General features: G+C 76.1%; 12 protein-coding genes. 5 read left to right on the top strand and 7 right to left on the bottom strand.

Annotated elements, in window-relative coordinates:
- The first annotated feature begins 52 nt into the window (after positions 1 to 52).
- From SCATT_RS39040 to SCATT_RS22915, 4 genes are read left to right on the top strand one after another with little or no spacing between them, the layout of a single operon-like run.
- Positions 53 to 421, top strand: coding sequence for a CU044_2847 family protein (locus SCATT_RS39040; RefSeq protein ID WP_014145556.1), 369 nt, complete (start codon positions 53 to 55; stop codon positions 419 to 421).
- Position 422: 1 nt separating this feature from the next.
- Complete coding sequence (locus SCATT_RS22925; protein WP_014145555.1) at positions 423 to 2,708, top strand: VMAP-C domain-containing protein; 2,286 nt, start codon at positions 423 to 425, stop codon at positions 2,706 to 2,708.
- Positions 2,708 to 3,658 carry an AAA family ATPase gene (locus tag SCATT_RS22920; protein ID WP_014145554.1) on the top strand — a complete coding sequence of 317 codons (951 nt, stop codon included), beginning with the start codon at positions 2,708 to 2,710 and terminating at the stop codon, positions 3,656 to 3,658. Before SCATT_RS22925 ends, SCATT_RS22920 begins: the two co-directional genes overlap by 1 nt.
- Positions 3,659 to 3,661: 3 nt before the next feature.
- Positions 3,662 to 6,958 (top strand): SAV_2336 N-terminal domain-related protein, encoded by a 3,297-nt coding sequence (locus SCATT_RS22915; RefSeq protein ID WP_014145553.1) that lies wholly within the window; start codon positions 3,662 to 3,664, stop codon positions 6,956 to 6,958.
- Between the two features lie 19 nt (positions 6,959 to 6,977).
- Here SCATT_RS22915 and SCATT_RS22910 read toward each other — a convergent pair whose 3' ends face one another.
- From SCATT_RS22910 to SCATT_RS22880, 7 genes are all read right to left on the bottom strand, one after another.
- Positions 6,978 to 8,810, bottom strand: coding sequence for a gamma-glutamyltransferase family protein (locus SCATT_RS22910; RefSeq protein WP_014145552.1), 1,833 nt, complete (start codon positions 8,808 to 8,810; stop codon positions 6,978 to 6,980).
- Positions 8,811 to 8,886: 76 nt separating this feature from the next.
- Entirely contained in the window at positions 8,887 to 9,354 is a 468-nt protein-coding gene (locus SCATT_RS22905; RefSeq protein ID WP_014145551.1) for an SCP2 sterol-binding domain-containing protein, read from the bottom strand.
- 92 nt (positions 9,355 to 9,446) lie between these two features.
- Positions 9,447 to 10,883 (bottom strand): phytoene desaturase family protein, encoded by a 1,437-nt coding sequence (locus SCATT_RS22900; protein WP_014145550.1) that lies wholly within the window; start codon positions 10,881 to 10,883, stop codon positions 9,447 to 9,449.
- Positions 10,884 to 10,958: 75 nt separating this feature from the next.
- The gene (locus SCATT_RS22895) at positions 10,959 to 11,969 is read right to left on the bottom strand and encodes a TIGR03842 family LLM class F420-dependent oxidoreductase (RefSeq protein ID WP_014145549.1); all 1,011 of its coding nucleotides are present in this window, start codon (positions 11,967 to 11,969) and stop codon (positions 10,959 to 10,961) included.
- A gap of 42 nt (positions 11,970 to 12,011) precedes the next feature.
- Positions 12,012 to 13,418, bottom strand: coding sequence for a dihydropyrimidinase (gene hydA, locus SCATT_RS22890; RefSeq protein ID WP_014145548.1), 1,407 nt, complete (start codon positions 13,416 to 13,418; stop codon positions 12,012 to 12,014).
- A complete protein-coding gene (locus SCATT_RS22885; RefSeq protein WP_014628547.1) occupies positions 13,415 to 14,743 on the bottom strand; it encodes an aspartate aminotransferase family protein in 1,329 nt (442 codons plus the stop codon). The genes hydA and SCATT_RS22885 overlap by 4 nt, the downstream gene beginning before the upstream one ends.
- Before the next feature lie 14 nt (positions 14,744 to 14,757).
- Positions 14,758 to 15,600, bottom strand: a complete 843-nt coding sequence (locus SCATT_RS22880) for a nitrilase-related carbon-nitrogen hydrolase (RefSeq protein ID WP_014145546.1) — start codon at positions 15,598 to 15,600, stop codon at positions 14,758 to 14,760.
- Between the two features lie 269 nt (positions 15,601 to 15,869).
- Between SCATT_RS22880 and SCATT_RS22875 the strand changes: the two genes are divergently transcribed.
- The gene (locus SCATT_RS22875; protein ID WP_014145544.1) at positions 15,870 to 16,343 is read left to right on the top strand and encodes a MarR family winged helix-turn-helix transcriptional regulator; all 474 of its coding nucleotides are present in this window, start codon (positions 15,870 to 15,872) and stop codon (positions 16,341 to 16,343) included.
- Positions 16,344 to 16,465: the final 122 nt, after the last annotated feature.

Below are 16,465 nucleotides of genomic sequence, written 5' to 3'. Positions count from 1 at the left end.
GGATGGCGGAAAACACCCGGTCCGCGCCGGGCGTGCCCGGCACAATGGGGGCGTGCCGCAGTACGCCGAGATCCACCTCGCCCCGGACACCGCAGTACGGCTCGAACTCGCCCCGGTCGGCGAGCCGCCGGTGACCCCCGATCTGCCCGCCGGGATCGCGGGTTCGGCGCCGGTGGGGCACGGGTCGGCGGGAGTGGCGGCGTTCGCCTCCGACGCGCTGCGGCGGGCGCTGACCCCGCTGGGACCGCTGCTCCAGCAGGTCCACGACTCGGTGACGGCCACCGCGGACCCGCCGAGCGAGATCACCGTGCAGTTCGGCGTGCAGATCGGACAGGACCTCAAGCTCGGCATCGTCGGCGCGGCCGGGCAGGCCAGCATGACCGTCTCGGCGACCTGGCAGATCGAGCCGCAGTCGGAGTGAGATGCGCTGGTTCGGCTACGCCGGGGAGGGTACGGGGGCGGCGGAACCGGTCCGGGCCGCGTTCGCCTCGGTGCTGCGCGCCCGGGACGGGGTGGCGGCGGGCGGCGGCGTCCTGCTGACCGACCGCCATCTGCTCACCTGTGCCCACGTGGTCAACGACGCGCTCGGCAAAGGGCTGTTGGAGACCGGGCACCCGGGCGGCGTGCGGCTGCGGGTGGCCTTCCCCGGCTCGGCGGCGGTGAGGGCCGCCGCGTGCACGGCCGCGGTCGCCACCGCGCCGCGCCCCGCCGCGTCCCGCGCCGTACCCGACGGCGTGCCGCCCGGCCCCGGAGGAGACCGTCCGGCCCGGCTCACCCACTGGATCCCGCCGCGCCGCCCGCCCGGTGAGGCCCTGGAGTGGCACGGCGACCTGGCGGTGCTCGAACTCGACGAGCCGCTGCCGGTGCCGCCGCCCGCGTGGCAGGTGATGGCCGCCGGGCAGGAGGTCCGCGCCTGGCACGGCGGCGGCCACCCGGCCACGCTCGTGGAGGTCACCGTCAAGGACGTCGACGGGCGGGTGGGGTACATCGACGGCACGCTCTCCGGCGCCGCGATCGGCCCGGGGTACAGCGGCGGCCCGCTGTGGTCGGCGGCCGAGCGCGCGGTGGTGGGTCTGGTGGTGGCCCGGCTGTCGCCTCCCGACGCCCCGTTCTCCGCCGACCACGTGGTCCGCCGCGGCTGGGCCATCCCGTGGCAGGCGGTGCGCCGGGAGCTGGCGGAGGGCGGGGCGGGGGCGCTGCTGCCGCCGGACGCGCCGGACGCCTGGCCGGCCGAGGAGCGCGGCGCGGTACGCCACGAACTGGTGGGGCCGCTCGCGGTGTTGCTGCCGGATCCGGCGGCCCGCGCGGACGCCGGACGGCGGCTGGCCCGGCAGTGCGGACGGTCGGCCCCGGACGACGGCACCGCCCCGAGCTTCGAGGAGCTGGCCGCCGTCCTCACCGAGGACCCGCGGGCGCTGCCGACGCTCACCGAGGTGCTGGCGCCCGCGGCGGAGGGCGGACGGGCCCGGGACGCGGTGCGCGCGCTGCACACCCTGGGCGCGCTGGCGCTCGGCAGCCGGCTGCTGTCCTATGGCGAACACCGGCGCCTGCTGGCCCTGTTGGACCCGGTCGCCGAGCGCGATCCGGCGTTGCTGCCGGCCGCCGCCCGGGGCGCGCTGGAGTATCCGGAGCTGCCGGAGCCGGTGCGTCCGGCCCGGCTGGGCCCGCGGCGGGTGGCCGCCGCGGTGGCCGCGCTCGAACAGCTCGGGGACGGCGCCCGGGTGCCCGACGGCAGCCCCCGCGTCCCGGCGCTGCTCAAGGTGGCCGAGTACGTGGCGGCGGCGCTGCCCGGCACCGAGCGGGAGGCGTTGCGCGGCTGGTCCCGGCAGGTGGCGCGGCGGCTGGGGATCCACCGGGCGGCGCTCGCCGAACGGCGGGCGGACGCGGTGGCCTGGGCCGGCCGGCGGACGGCGGGCGGCCACCGCACGGTGGTGCGCCTCGCCCGGCGGCCCGGCGACGCGGCGGAGGAGTTCCGCTGCACGGTGTGGCGGGAGCGGCCGGACGGCACCTTGTCGCGCGCCTCCACCGGGGACGACCGGCCGCTGCGCCCGGCCCGGATCGCCGAGCTGATCCGCCAGGCGGCGGCCGTCGACGACACCTCCGCGCCGCTGGTCGAGGTGGTGGTGGACCGCGACGCGCTGGAGCTGCCGGTGGACGAGTGGGGCGAGCCGGACGCCTCCGATCCGCTGGCCGGGCTCTTCTCGCCGGGTGCGCTCGGCGCCGAGTTCCAGGTGGTGCTGCGCTGCCCGGAGCTGCGCCACCGCTCCCCCACCGGACCGGCCGACCTGCGCCGCCGCTGGGCCGGCAACCGTACCGAGGAGCCCTTGGTGGTGGACGAACGGGTGGGCGACGCAAGGGCGTTGAAGGACCTGCTGTACCGGACGGGACGGCGGGCCACCGGCCGGGTCGTGGTCCACGGGCCGGCCGCCGGGCGGGCGCTGATGCTCCAGGTCTGCCTCTTCCTCGGCGTTCCGGTGGTGCTGTGGGACCGCACGGCCGACGGCTTCCAGCACGCGCCCCGGCTGGACCAGGTGGATCCGGCCGGACCGCTGGAGTCGCTGCCGGAACGGGTGCGCGACTTCCGGGTGGACGTGTACGCGGACCCGGGCCGCCCGGCCCGGCCCGCGCTGGTGTGGGAGAACCCGGACCGGCCGCTGCCGGACGAGCTGCGGCTGGCGGATCCGGTGGCGATGACGGAGGAGAGCTGATGGCGCGGGACGACTGGCGGCTGTTCACCGGGGACGGCCGGGTGCGCCGGGTGGAGTTCCCCGAGCCGCCGCCGTGGCGCCGGTTCGGCCCGGCCCGGGCGACGCCGCCGGCCCGGCCGTACCTGATCGGGCCCGGCGAGGCGGACGTGGTCAACGCCGCGCTCCATCTGCGCCGTCCGCTGCTGGTCACCGGCCACCCCGGCACCGGCAAGTCGTCGCTGGCCCACGCCGTCGCCCACGAACTGGACCTGGGCCGGGTGCTCACCTGGCCGGTGAACAGCCGCTCCACGCTCCAGGACGCGCTCTACCGGTACGACGCCATCGGCCGGCTGCGGGAGACCTCGCTGCGCCGCGACCGTGGTGAGCCGGACGGCGACCCGGGCATCGGCTCGTTCGTCCGGCTGGGTCCGCTGGGCACCGCGCTGGTGCCGGCCGAGCGCCCCCGGGTGCTGCTGGTGGACGAGTTGGACAAGGGCGACGTCGACCTCCCCAACGACCTGCTGGCGGTCTTCGAGGAGGGCGAGTTCGAGATCCCCGAGCTGGCCCGGCTCCCGCGCGAGCAGGAGCGCGTCGAGGTGCTGGCGGACGACCCGGACGCGGAGCCGGTGCCGGTGGTGCGCGGCCGGGTGCGCTGCTCGGCGTTCCCGGTGGTGGTGATCACCAGCAACGGGGAACGGGACTTCCCCCCGGCCTTCCTGCGCCGCTGCGTACGGCTCGACCTGCCCGACCCGGACGAGCGGCGGCTGCGCGAGATCGTCGCCGCCCACCTGGGTGAGGAGGCGCTGGCGGGCGTGGACGACCTGCTGGAGGAGTTCCTCAGCCGCCGGGCCTCCCGGGAGCTGGCCACCGACCAGTTGCTCAACGCGGTCTTCCTGCGGGCCGGCGGGGTCGGGCTGGACGCGGGCGGGCTGCTCGACGCCGTGCTGCACAAGCTCGGCGGGACGGTGTAGCCGGTGCCGGAACGGCTGCGGCGGCTGCTCGGCCGGTGCGGGGTGGAGCTGTCCTCGGTGGAGTTGCTGGACGCGTTGTGGCTGGCGGGCCGGCTCCCGGCGGACGCCTCGGCGCCGCTGGCCCGGGCGGTGGGGCCGGTGGCCGGTCAGGTGGCGGGGTCCGGTGTGCCCGGGGCCGCGCCGTCCGGCGGGCCGGTGCCCGAGGAGGCGGAGGCGGGGACGGAACCGACGCCGGGGGCCGCGGCGGTGGGGGCGCTGCACTCCGGGCCCGCGGTGCGTGCCCCGCGGCCGGCCCCGGACGCCGTCCCGCCCGCCGCGCCGCGTCCGGCCCGGCCGAAGGCGCTGCCGGTGCGGGTTCCGGAGGAAAAGGCGCTGCGCGGCACGGAGTTGGGGCTCGGCCGGTCGCTGCGCCCGCTCAAGCAGCGTCGGCCACGGACCCGGGGGTGGGAGCTGGACGAGGCGGCGACGGCGGCGGCGCTCGCCGAGACCGGGCTGCCGGACGTGGTGCTGCGGCCGGCCCGGGAACGCTGGCTCGACCTGGTGCTGGTGGTGGACGACGGGCTGTCGATGCTGCTGTGGCACCGGCTCGCCGTCGAACTGCGGGCGCTGCTGGAGCGGTTGGGAGCGTTCCGTACGGTCCGGGTGTTCGGCCTGGACAGCCGGTGCGCGGGCGGGCCGGTGCTGCGCGGGCGGCCGTTCGCGCCCGGCTCGCCCGTGCTCTCCCCGGCCGTGCCCGCCGATCCGACCGGGCAGACGCTGGTGCTGGTGGTCAGCGACGGGGTGGGCCCGGCGTGGCGGGACGGGCGGATGTGGCCGGTGCTCGACGGCTGGGCGCGGCTCGGCCCGGTCGCGGTGGTGCACGCGCTGCCCGCCCGGATGTGGCCGGCCTCCGGGATCCGGGCGGCCGACTGGCGGGTGACGGTGCGTCAGCGCGGTGCGGCCAACGCCGCCTGGACGGTGACCGATCCGGTGCTCCCGGCCGAACTCGTCCGGTTCGAGGGGATGCCGGTGCCGGTGCTGGAGCCGGAGCCGCTCGCGGTGGCCCGGTGGGCACGGCTGGTGGCCTCGCCCGGTGGCAGCGCGGTGCTGCCGCTGCTGAGCCGGGAGCCGACCGTGGTGCCCCGGTCCCCGGCGGCGGGCGCCGCGGCCCCGGCCGCCGACCCGGTGCTGCGGTTCCGCAACGCGGCCTCGCCGGAGGCGTACCGGCTCGCCGCCCATCTGGCCGCGGTGGCACCGGTGTCGGTGCCGGTGATGCGGCTGGTGCAGTCGGCGGTACGGGTGGAGACGGCCCACCTGGCGGAGGTGTTCCTGGGCGGGCTGATGCGCCGTACGGATTCGTCCGGCGCGGGCGTCTCGCCCCGCGAGTCCGGCTTCGACTTCACCGAACGCGACCGGGAGATCCTACTCGACACCGTCCCCGCGGCCGAACTGGTCGGCACCGGCCGCGCCGTCTCCGCCCGGCTGGCCGAACTCTCCGGCCACGCCCCGGACTTCCCCGCCTGGCTCGCCCACCCCGACGGCCTGGCCCGGCTCCCCGCGCACGCCCGCCCGTTCGCGCTGGCCGGGCAGCGGATGATGGCGCGGCTGGGGGCCGGGGTGGCGGTGGAGCGTCAGGCGCCGGAGGCCGGCGAGTGGCCGGACTCGCTGGCGGATCTGCTGGCCGCCGCCTCCGGCCGGCGGACCCGGCGGCGGTGGGAACGGCCGCGTACCTCGGACCCGGCGGTGGTGGGCCCGTTCACCGTCCGGGCGCGGGACAGCGCCGAGTTCCAGTACAGCCACTACCTCGCCGAGGACGCGGACGGCGACCTGGCGGTGGTCAAGGTGTACCGCAACGTCTACAGCGGACGCGCCACGGCGGAACGGGAGGCGGAGGCGCTGCGCCGGATGGCCGGACGCTTCGCCCCGGTGCTGGTGGACGCGGACACCGGGGCGGCGCGGCCGTGGGTCGCGTTCCGGGCGGCCGGCGGCGACGACCCGCTGGGGACGGGGCTGGACGAGATCGGCGCCGAGGCGGGCGCGCTGTGGCCGAGGCCGGCGTTCCGCACCCTGGCCCGGCTGCTGGCGGAAGGGGTGGCCCTGTGTCACCAGGAGGGCATGGTGCACGGCGCGCTCGGCCTGAGCCGCTTCCGGCTCACCGCGTCGGGGCCCTGGCTGGTCGGCTGGGAGCACGTGGCGATCGACGGGCGCGGCGCGGGTCCGTCGGGCCGTACGGCGACCGCCGCCGACGACGTCTCGGCGCTGGGCCGGGTCCTGGTGGCGATGGCGACCGGGGAGGCCCGCAACATCGACTACCCCGAAGTGCTGCGCGCCGCACTGCTGTTGCAGGCCGACGACGACATCGACCTGCGTGACCTGCTGCTGAGCTGTGCCTCCGGGGTGCCCGGGTCCCGGCCCACGGCGCGCCGGATCGCCGACGCGTTCGCCGGATCGCCGAGCCCGCCGCAGCGGCCGGGTACGGAGTTGCGCAAGCCGCCCCGGCCGGCCGTCGGGAAGCTCGGCGAGCCGTCCGGCGCCGCCCCCGCCGAGCCGTCCCCGCCCCCGGCGGCGCCCGGCGTGCCCGACCCCGCCGAGCTGTGGCTCCCGCGCCGCCGGGCACCGTGGGCCAAGGCGACGCTGCAACGCCAGGCCGACCAGGTCCGCACCCCGGTGGCGGGGTGCCACCGGATCGCCGTGGTGGGCGGTCGCCGGTTCGCCGGGACGCGGACGGTGGCGCTCGTCCTCGCGTCCTTCCTGGCCGCGGTGCGCGGCGGCGGGGTGCTGCTGCTCACCGACGACCCGGCGGCCCTCGGGGGACCGGCGCGGACCCCGGTGTCCCTGTCCGAACTGGCCTCCTCGAACTGGTGGGACGTGGAGACGTCGGCCGTGACGCACCCGTCCGGGCTGCGGGTGCTGCTGGTCTCCCGGCGCCCCGGGACGACCCCGGAGGCGTACGCCCGGGCGCTGGACGCGGCGAGCCAGGGGTGCCGGATCCTGATCGTCGACGCGGGCAGCGACCACGCGGTGTTCCCCGGTTCCGCCACCGGGATCCAGCAGTACGTCCTGGTGCCCACGCCCGGGGCCAGGGCGGAGCTGCCGTACCCCGGGCCCGGAGACGTGGTCGTCGTCTCCCGCCACCACGGCAGCGAGGAGTCCGCGCGCGACCTGGCCGGCCACTACACCCGGCGCGGCCACGCCGTGGTCACCCTCCCCTACGACCTGGGGCTGGCCGCCCGGCGCGTCCCGGATCCGGGGCTGCTGTCGGCCGAGACCCGGCAGCGTTACCTGGATCTGGCGCTGCTGCTGGCCGAGGGGTTCCGCTGACCGGGGGCGCGCCGCGCCCTCACCGCCCGACCGCGTACCCCTGCATGCCGCGCGGGTTGGCCGCCGCGTAGAGCGTCCCGGTGGCGGGGTCGCGGGCGACGGCGCAGAGCCGGCCCTCGGTCCAGGGGCCGCCGACGGTCACCCGGTGTCCTCGGCGGCGCAGTCCGGCGACGGCCGGTTCGCCGAACCGGGACTCCACGGTGAGGGCGCCGGGCTGCCAGGTGCGCGGGTGGAAGGAGCTGACCAGGCTGTCGGTGTGCCAGCCGGGCGCGTCGACGGCGCCTTGCAGGTCGGGTCCGCCGCGTACCGCGGGGCGGCGGGCGACGGCGAGGAAGAAGTGCAGGCTCCACTGGTCCTGCTGGTCGCCGCCGGGGGTGCCGAAGGCGAGCACGGGTTCCCCGTCGCGCAGCGCGAGCGAGGGGGTCAAGGTGGTGCGGGGGCGGCGGCCGGGGGTGAGGGTGGCCGGGAGCCCCGGCTCCAGCCAGGTCATCTGGAGCCGGGTGCCGAGCGGGAAGCCGAGTTCCGGGACGACCGGGTTGGACTGGAGCCAGCCGCCGCTGGGGGTGGCGGCCACCATGTTGCCCCAGCGGTCCACCACGTCGAGGTGGCAGGTGTCGCCCCGGGTGGCGCCGTCCGGGCCGGTCCGCGGCTGTCCGGCCCAGGGGGTGCCGGTGGTGGGTTCGCCGGCGCCGGCCACGCTCATGGCGTCCGGTCGCCGCCCCCGCGCGGTGCCGGGGCGGACGGCGGCGGGGAGTACCGGGGTGCGTCCGCCGGGGCTGCCGGGGCGCAGTTCACGGGAGGCGTGGTCGCCGACGAGCCGGCGGCGGGCGGCGTTGTAGCCGGGGTCGAGCAGGTCGGCCAGGGGCACCTCGGCGGCGTCCCCGTACCAGGCGTCGCGGTCGGCCAGGGCGAGCTTGGCGCCTTCGGCGAGGGTGTGGACGTACTCGGCGGTGCCGGGTTCGAGGGCGTCGAAGTCGCCGGGGAGCAGGGCGAGTTGCTGGAGGAACACGGGGCCTTGGGACCAGGGGCCGGCCTTGGCCACCGTCCAGCCGTGCCAGTCGAAGGTGACCGGGTCCTCGTACCCGGCGGACCAGCGGGCCAGGTCGTCGCCGGTGAGCACGCCGGCGTGGCGCTCACCGGAGGTGTCCAGGGCGGGGCGGGCGGCGAAGGCGGCGACGGCCTCGGCGACGAACCCCTCGCGCCAGGCGCGGCGGGCGGCGTCGATGCGGCGTTCCCGGCTGCCGCCGGCCGCCTCGGACTCGGCGAGCAGCCGGCGCCAGGTGGCGGCGAGGGCGGGGTTGCGCAGCCGCGTGCCGGGGGCGGGCGGCCGTCCGCCGGGCAGGTGGACGGCGGCGGAGGTGGTCCACTCGGTGGTGAACAGTTCGCGTACCGCGCCGATGGTGGCCGCCTCGGCCTCGGTCACCGGGTGGCCGTGTTCGGCGTAGTGGACGGCGTACCGCAGCACCTCGGGCAGCGTCCTGGTGCCGTGGTCGCGCAGCAGGAGCAGCCAGGCGTCGAAGGCGCCGGGGACGGCGGCGGCCAGCGGTCCGGTGCCGGGGACGTGGTCGAGGCCGAGGGTGGTGAAGTGCTCGACGGTGGCGCCGGCCGGGGCCGGTCCCTGGCCGCACAGCACCCGTACCGGGCCGCCCGCCGGGGCGAGGACGACCGGCACCTCGCCGGCCGGTCCGTTGAGGTGGGGTTCGACGACCTGGAGGACGAAACCGGCGGCCACCGCGGCGTCGAAGGCGTTGCCGCCCTCCTCCAGCACCGCCATCGCGCACTGCGAGGCGATCCAGTGGGTGGACGAGACCATGCCGAAGGTGCCCTGCAGGGTGGGGCGGGTGGTGAACACGAAGGCTGCTCCCTGGGTCGGCGGGTGCGCTGCGCTCAGGGAAACGATTCACCACACGGCGCCGCGGCAACCCCCGTCAGGGGCGCGGGATGTCGAAGAAGTGCATCAGGCCGCCGGCCAGCCGCAGATCGCCCTGTGCCTTGAGCTTGCGGGTGAAGAACAAGGTGGGCCCGGAGGCGTTGCCGGAGGCGAGTTTGAGCAGTTCGGGGGCGGCCATGGTGAGGGTGAGGTCGGGGGTGCGGCCGGTGGCCTCGCCGGTGACCTCGCAGCGGCCGTCGGCGATGGCGGTCTCGTAGGTGTCGGTGCCGTAGCCGGCGCCGGTGATCCGCCAGCGGACCAGGACGCTGCGGCCGACGGCGGCGTTCGGCTTGACCAGGGTCGCCATGCGCCGGAACAGCTCGTCCAGCACCCGCCTGCGGTGTTCGCCGGCCATGAACTCGGTGAGCCGGCGCCCCGGCAGTTCCTTGACGATGCGGGCGAACTGCGCGGGCTCCACCTTGCCGAAGTCGAGCGTGGCGAGGTCGAGTTCATCGCTGGCGGCCATGGCGGGCACCTTTCTGGCTGCGTCCGGCTCGGGCACTTTTCTTACTTTCACGTAAGCTTACCGGCGAGTCAGTTCCGGGGTGCCCGTTCGTGTCAGGACGCGGTGGACGGCAGCGGCCGCGGGCGCACCCCCAGTCGGCGCAGGACGGTGCGGGCCGCGTGGTGGCCGGACATCCCGTGCACCCCGGGGCCGGGCGGGGTGGCCTGCGAGCACAGGAAGACCGCCGGGTCGTCGGTGGCGTAGGGGACGCGGCGCAGGACGGGGCGGATCAGCAGCCGCAGTCCGGCGGCCGAGCCGCACAGCATGTCGCCGCCGACGTAGTTGGCGTTGCGGGCGGCCAGTTCGGCCGGGCCGGCGACCGCGCGGGCCAGCACCCGGTCGGTGAACCCGGGGGCGAACCGCTCGATCTGCCGCTCGATGGCGGACGTCAGATCGCCGCGCCAGCCGTTGGGCACGTGCCCGTAGGCCCAGAAGACGTGCTTGCCGGCCGGCGCCCGGGTGGGGTCGAAGAGGCTGGGCTGGGCGGTGAGCACGAACGGCACCTCGGGGGCGCGGCCGTGCGTGGCGGCGGCCAGCGCGGTGGCCACCTCCTGGTAGGAGGCGCCCAGATGGACCGTTCCGGCCCGGGCGGCCTGCGGCGAGGTCCACGGCACGGGGCCGTCCAGCGCGTAGTCGATCTTGAAGGCGGCGGGTCCGTAGCGCACCGAGCGGTAGGCGCCGCGCAGCCCGGCGATGCGGGCCAGCGCGGTGGGCGAGGTGTCGAACAGGTAGGCGCGGGCGGGCGGCAGTTCGGCCAGCGAGGTGACGGTCACCCCGGTGTGCACCGTGCCGCCGAGTTCGGCCAGGTGGGCGGCGAGCGCGTCGGAGATCGCCTGGGAGCCGCCGCATGCGAACGGCCAGCCCACCGAGTGCGCCGCCAGCAGGAACATCATGGTGGCCCCCGCCGTCCCCGGCCCGTACAGCGGCCCGATCAGATGGGCGGCGACCCCGGCGAGCATCCCGCGGGCGAGTTCGCCGTGGAACCGGCGGGCGAGCACCGCCAGCGGCCAGGCGCCGACTGCCCCGAAGAGCGCGTACCGCAGCGGATGGCGGGGCAGGCCGAGCCACTGCGGCCGGAAGAAGTCCCGGGCCAGCTCGTCCCAGTGGCCGGTGAACGGCTCGAACAGCCGACGGTACGCCCCGGCGTCCCGGGGGCCCAGCGAGGCGGCGGTGGCCCCGACGGTACGGGCCACCACCGCGGCCCGGCCGTCCGGGAACGGGTGCGCGGCCGGCAGGTCGGGGTGGACCCACTCCAGCCCGTGCCGGGCCAGCGGCAGCGCGTTGAAGACCGGCGAGCCGGCGCCGAACGGGTGCGCCGTCGAGCACGGGTCGTGCCGGAACCCGGGCAGCGTCAGCTCCTCGGTGCGCGCCCCGCCGCCGACGGTCCCCGCCGCCTCGAAGACCTCCACCGTCAGCCCCGCCCTGGCCAGCTCCACCGCCGCCGTCAGCCCGTTGGGCCCCGCCCCGACCACCACCGCGTCCGTCGTCACGCCCCCACCGTGCCAGACGCCCCGGGCGGGGTGCGCGCCGGGTGATCCGTTCGCGGTTCGTCGCCGTGCCGGGCCTCACCGGGCCAGCCGCGGGATGACGTGGTGGCCGTAGGCGTCGATCACCTCAACGATCGCGTCGTGCATGGCGTACAGCGCGAACTGGTCGACGCCCAGCTCGCGCAGCCGGGTGAGCTTGGCGACGTGCTCCTCCACCGGGCCCAGCAGGCAGAAGCGGTCGACCACGGCGTCGGGCACGAAGTCGGTGTCGGGGTTGCCGGCCCGTCCGTGGTGGGCGTAGTCGTACCCCTCGCGTTCCCTGATGTACTCGGTCAGCTCGGCGGGGACGGCGCCGGACTCGCCGTAGCGGGCGACCAGGTCGGCCACGTGGTTGCCGACCATGCCGCCGAACCAGCGGCACTGCTCGCGGGCGTGGGCCAGCGCCCGGGCGGAGCCGTCGGTGACGTAGGCGGGGGCGGCCACGCAGATGGTCACCGCGTCCGGGTCGCGTCCGGCCTCGCGGGCGGCGTCCCGCACCGCCTTCACCATCCACTCGGTCAGATAGGGGTCGGCGAGCTGGAGGATGAAGCCGTCGGCGAGGAGGCCGGCGAGCCGCAGCGCCTTGGGCCCGTAGGCGGCCATCCACACCGGCAGCCGGCCGTCGCGCACCCAGGGCAGCCGCAGCGGCGTGCCGTCCACCACCGCCTCGCGCCCCTCGGCCAGGTCGCGGATGGCGGTGATCGCCTCGCCGAGGCGGGCCAGGGTCACCGGTTCGCGGCCGGCCACCCGCACCGCCGAGTCGCCGCGGCCGATCCCGCAGACCGTGCGGTTGCCGTACATCTCGTTGAGGGTGGCGAAGGTGGAGGCGGTCACCTCCCAGGAGCGGGTGGCCGGGTTGGTGACCATCGGGCCGACGATCAGCCGGTCGGTGTGTTCCAGGACGCGGCTGTGGATGACGTAGGGCTCCTGCCACAGCACCGCGGAGTCGAAGGTCCAGCCGTGGCGGAAGCCGTGGCGTTCGGCCCGGCGCATCAGGCCGACCACGGCGGATGCGGGCGGGTCCGTCTGGAGGACGAGTCCGAAGTCCATCTCCGGCCTTTCTGTGGGTGCGGCCCGGCGGGGCGACCGGGGTCAGGGCTGGCGCGGGTAGGTGCCGACGGCGCGCGGCAGGTAGCGGCCGTGTCCGGCCCGGCCGGTCCAGCGGCGCTCCTCGATCACCGGTACGCCGCGGCTGAGCACGGTCTCCACCCGGCCGGTGATCCGCCGGCCCTCGTAGACGGAGTGGTCGACGTTCATGTGGTGTCCGGCGGCCGACAGGGTCTGGGTGGCCGCGGGGTCGTAGAGGACGATGTCGGCGTCGCTGCCGGGGGCTATGGTGCCCTTGCGCGGGTGGAGGCCGAACATCCGGGCCGGGGCGGCGCAGGCCAGCTCGATCCACCGGCGGCGCGAGATGCGCCCCTCGACCACGGCCTGGTGCAGCAGGTCCATCCGGTGCTCGACGCCGGGCAGCCCGTTGGGGATCTTGGAGAAGTCGCCCCGGCCGAGGTCCTTCTGGCCGGTGAAGCAGAACGGGCAGTGGTCGGTGGAGACCACCGACAGGTCGTCGGTGCGCAGCGCCCGCCACAGCGCCTCCTGGTGCTCGGCCGGGCGCAGCGGCGTGGAGCAGACGTACTTGGCGCCCTCGAACCCCGGCCGGGCCAGGTCGTCGGCGGAGAGGAACAGGTACTGCGGACAGGTCTCGCCGTAGACGTCCAGGCCCAACTGGCGGGCGGCGGACAGCTCGGCGACGGCCTCGGCGGCCGAGACGTGCACCACGTACAGCGGCGCCCCGGCGACCCGGGCGAGCTGCACGGCCCGGTGGGTCGCCTCCGCCTCCAGCAGCGCCTTGCGCACCTCACCGTGGTACCGGGGGTCGGTGCGGCCGGCCGCCAGCGCCTGCTCGACCAGCACGTCGATGGCGATGCCGTTCTCCGCGTGCATCATGATCAACCCGCCGTTGCCGGCGGCCCGTTGCATCGCCCGCAGGATCTTCCCGTCGTCGCTGTAGAAGACCCCGGGATACGCCATGAAGAGCTTGAACGAGGTCACCCCCTCGGCCACCAGGGCGTCCATCTCCGCCAGCGACGCCTCGGTGACGTCGGAGAGGATCATGTGGAAGCCGTAGTCGATCGCGCAGCGTCCGTCGGCCTTGGCGTGCCAGGCGTCGAGTCCGGCCCGCAGCGAGCCGCCGACGGACTGGATGGCGAAGTCCACGATGGTGGTGGTGCCGCCCCAGGCGGCGGCCCGGGTGCCGGTCTCGAAGGTGTCGCTGGAACGGGTGCCGCCGAACGGCATCTCCATGTGGGTGTGGGCGTCCACCCCGCCCGGCAGCACGTAGCGGCCGGTGGCGTCGACGACCCGGTCGGCGGTCCAGCCGGCCGCGGCGTGGCTGCCGGAGGCGGCGAGCGCGGCCACCCGTGATCCCTCGATGAGCACGTCGGCGTGGATCTCGTCGGCCGCGGTGACCACCAGGCCGCCGCGGATGAGGGTACGGGTCATCGGACGGCCTCCTCGTCGAGCCGGCGGCCGGCCCGGTCCAGGGCGGCGGCCAGGATGGCCGCGCCCTGTTCGGCCTCGGCCACGGTCAGGGTGAGCGGCGGGGCGATGCGCAGCACGTTGCCCTCCCGGCCGCCCTTGCCGAGCAGCAGCCCGCCCTCGCGGGCCGCCTCCAGCACCTCGGTCGCCGCCGCGCCCCAGGGTTCCCCGGTGCCGGGACGCACCAGTTCCAGGGCGATCATCAGGCCCCGGCCACGGACCTCGCGGACCAGCGGGGAGCCGGCGGCGACCGCCCGCAGCCGGGTGAGCAGCAGGCCGCCGACCCGGCGGGCGTTGCCCTGGAGGTCGTGTTCGAGCAGGTAGGTGAGGTTGGCCAGGGCGCCGGCGGTGGTGACCGGGCTGCCGCCGAAGGTGGAGATGGAGCCGGCGGTCAGGCAGTTCATCACCTCGGCGCGGGCCACCACCCCGCCGATGGACAGCCCGTTGCCGAGGCCCTTGGCGAAGGTGAGCAGATCCGGCGGCCCGGCCTGGGCGTGCGCCTGCCACCCCCAGAAGTGGTCGCCGGTGCGCCCCCAGCCGGTCTGCACCTCGTCGCTGATCCACAGGATGCCGTGGCGGTCCAGCACCCGGCGGAAGGCGGCCAGCAGTCCGTCGGGCGGGCTGGTGAACCCGCCGACGCCCTGCACCGGTTCGGCGATCAGCGCGGCCACCGGACCCGCGGTCTGGCCGAGCACATCCTCCAGGTCGGCCACGCACGCCGCGGTGAACTCCGCGTCCGTCAGATGCGCGAACGGGCCCCGGGTGCGCACCCCGCCGTGCACGTAGTACGTCTGCAGCGGGGACAGGCTCGTCGGCGACCAGGCGGAGTTGCCGGTGACGCCGACCGCGGAGAAGGAGCGGCCGTGGTAGCTGTTGCGCAGCGCGAGCACCTGGTTGGAGCGGCGGTGGGCGGTGGCCAGCAGCAGCGCGGTGTCGGTGGCCTCGGTGCCGGAGGAGGTGAAGAAGACCCGGGCGTCGGGGATGCCGGACAACCGTGCGACGCGCTCGGCGAGTTCGACGGCGGTGCGGCTGAGGTAGAGCGTCGAGGAGTGCAGGACGCGGCCCGCCTGCGCGGCGACCGCGCGGGTCACCTCGGGGAGCGCGTGGGCGGTCATGGTGGTCAGGATGCCGCCGAAGAAGTCCAGGTAGCGGCGGCCCTCGGCGTCCTGGACGTGGCGTCCCTCGCCGTGCGTCAGCTCGATGGGGGCGCGGTAGTAGGTGGCCAGCCAGTCGGGCATGACGGCCCGGTGGCGGGCGTACAGGGCGGTGTGGACGCTGTCGGGGCTCATGGCTGCCATAACGATCAGGCCCCCGTCAGGTCGCCGTACGCCTCCGGTCGCCGGTCGCGGTAGAACGCCCACTGTTGCCGGACGCTCTCGACGAGCCCGAAGTCCAGGTCGCGGACGAGCAGTTCCTCCTCGGTGCCGGAGGCGGGGGTGCCGACGTACTCACCGCGCGGGTCGACGAAGTAGGAGGTGCCGTAGAAGTCGTTGTCGCCGTAGGGTTCCCGGCCGACGCGGTTGATGGCGGCGACGAAGTACTGGTTGGCGACGGCGGCGGCGGGCTGTTCGAGCCGCCACAGGTGGGACGAGAGGCTGCGCGAGGTGGCCGACGGGTTGTAGACCAGCTGGGCCCCGGCGAGCCCGAGGGCGCGCCACCCCTCGGGGAAGTGCCGGTCGTAGCAGATGTAGACCCCGATCCGGCCCACCGCGGTGTCGAACACCGGCCAGCCGAGGTTGCCGGGGCGGAAGTAGAACTTCTCCCAGAATCCGGGCAGTTGCGGGATGTGGTGCTTGCGGTACTTGCCGAGGTAGCTGCCGTCGGCGTCGATGACGGCGGCGGTGTTGTAGTGGAACCCGGGGCCGTCGCTCTCGAAGACGGGCACCACGATCACCGTGCCGGTCTCCCGGGCGACGTCGCGCATCCGGCGCACGGTGGGCCCGTCCGGCACCGGTTCGGCCCACCGGAAGTGCTCGTCGCTCTGCTCCTGGCAGAAGTACGGCGCGTTGAAGACCTCCTGGAAGCCGATGACCTTCGCCCCCTGGGCCGCCGCCGTCCGTACGTACTGCTCGTGCTTGGCGACCATCGACGCGGTGTCCCCGGTCCAGTTCGCCTGAACCAGCGCGGCGCGTACGACCGTGCCCATCCGGCACCTCCTCTGACGCAGCGTCAGCCAGGGCCCATGTCGGTTCTACGCCCGTAGAGCCTCGGCCAGGAGAGATGAACGTAAGAGGGGCGAGGGGGGTGTGGCAATAGGGCGTCGGGGCACGGCCGGCGCGGCGCGGCGGGACGCGCTCCGGGCGTGACGCGGACCGCCCGGATCCGTAGGGTGGTGGCCGGAACGCACACGCGGCCGACGGGGCCCACTACACAGGCAACCTTGCAAGGTTACCTTCTCTCCCTTACCCTGGCCGCATGGCCGACCACACCGACACCGCCCGGGCCCGAGCGCGCCGCGCCGGAGCCACCGCCGACGAAGAGGCCGCGGCCGAGCTGTCGGTGGCCGTGGGACACCTGATGCGCCGGCTGCGGGCGGAGTCCCCGGAAGGGGAGCTGACCCCCACCCAGCGCTCGGTGCTCAGCCGGCTGGACCGCGACGGACCGGCCACCACGGCCGCGCTGGCCCGGGCCGAGCACGTCCGGCCGCAGTCGATGCGGCTGACCCTGGCCGCGCTGGAGGAACGCGGCTTCCTGCGCCGCACCCCGCACCCGACCGACGGGCGGCAGATCGTCGTCTCCCTCACCCCCGCCGGACGGCGCGGCCTCGGCTCGGTGCGCCAGGCCAAGCGCAACTGGCTCGCCCAGGCCATCGGCGACCTGCTCGACCCCGACGAGCGCCGCACCCTGCACGAGGCCACCGCCCTGCTCGAACGGCTCGCCCAGTCCTGACCGGCCCGGCGACGCCCCCCGGGGAGCCTCACCACGGGACGGTCCCGCCGTCGCGGACCGGGAACCGCGGCCCCGGGACCCCGGGAGGCTCCGATGACGAGGGCGTGGCGGTGGGAGGTGAC

The sequence above is a fragment of the Streptantibioticus cattleyicolor NRRL 8057 = DSM 46488 genome (assembly GCF_000240165.1).
Lineage (GTDB): Bacteria > Actinomycetota > Actinomycetes > Streptomycetales > Streptomycetaceae > Streptantibioticus > Streptantibioticus cattleyicolor.
This window is presented reverse-complemented; position numbering and strand designations above follow the sequence as displayed.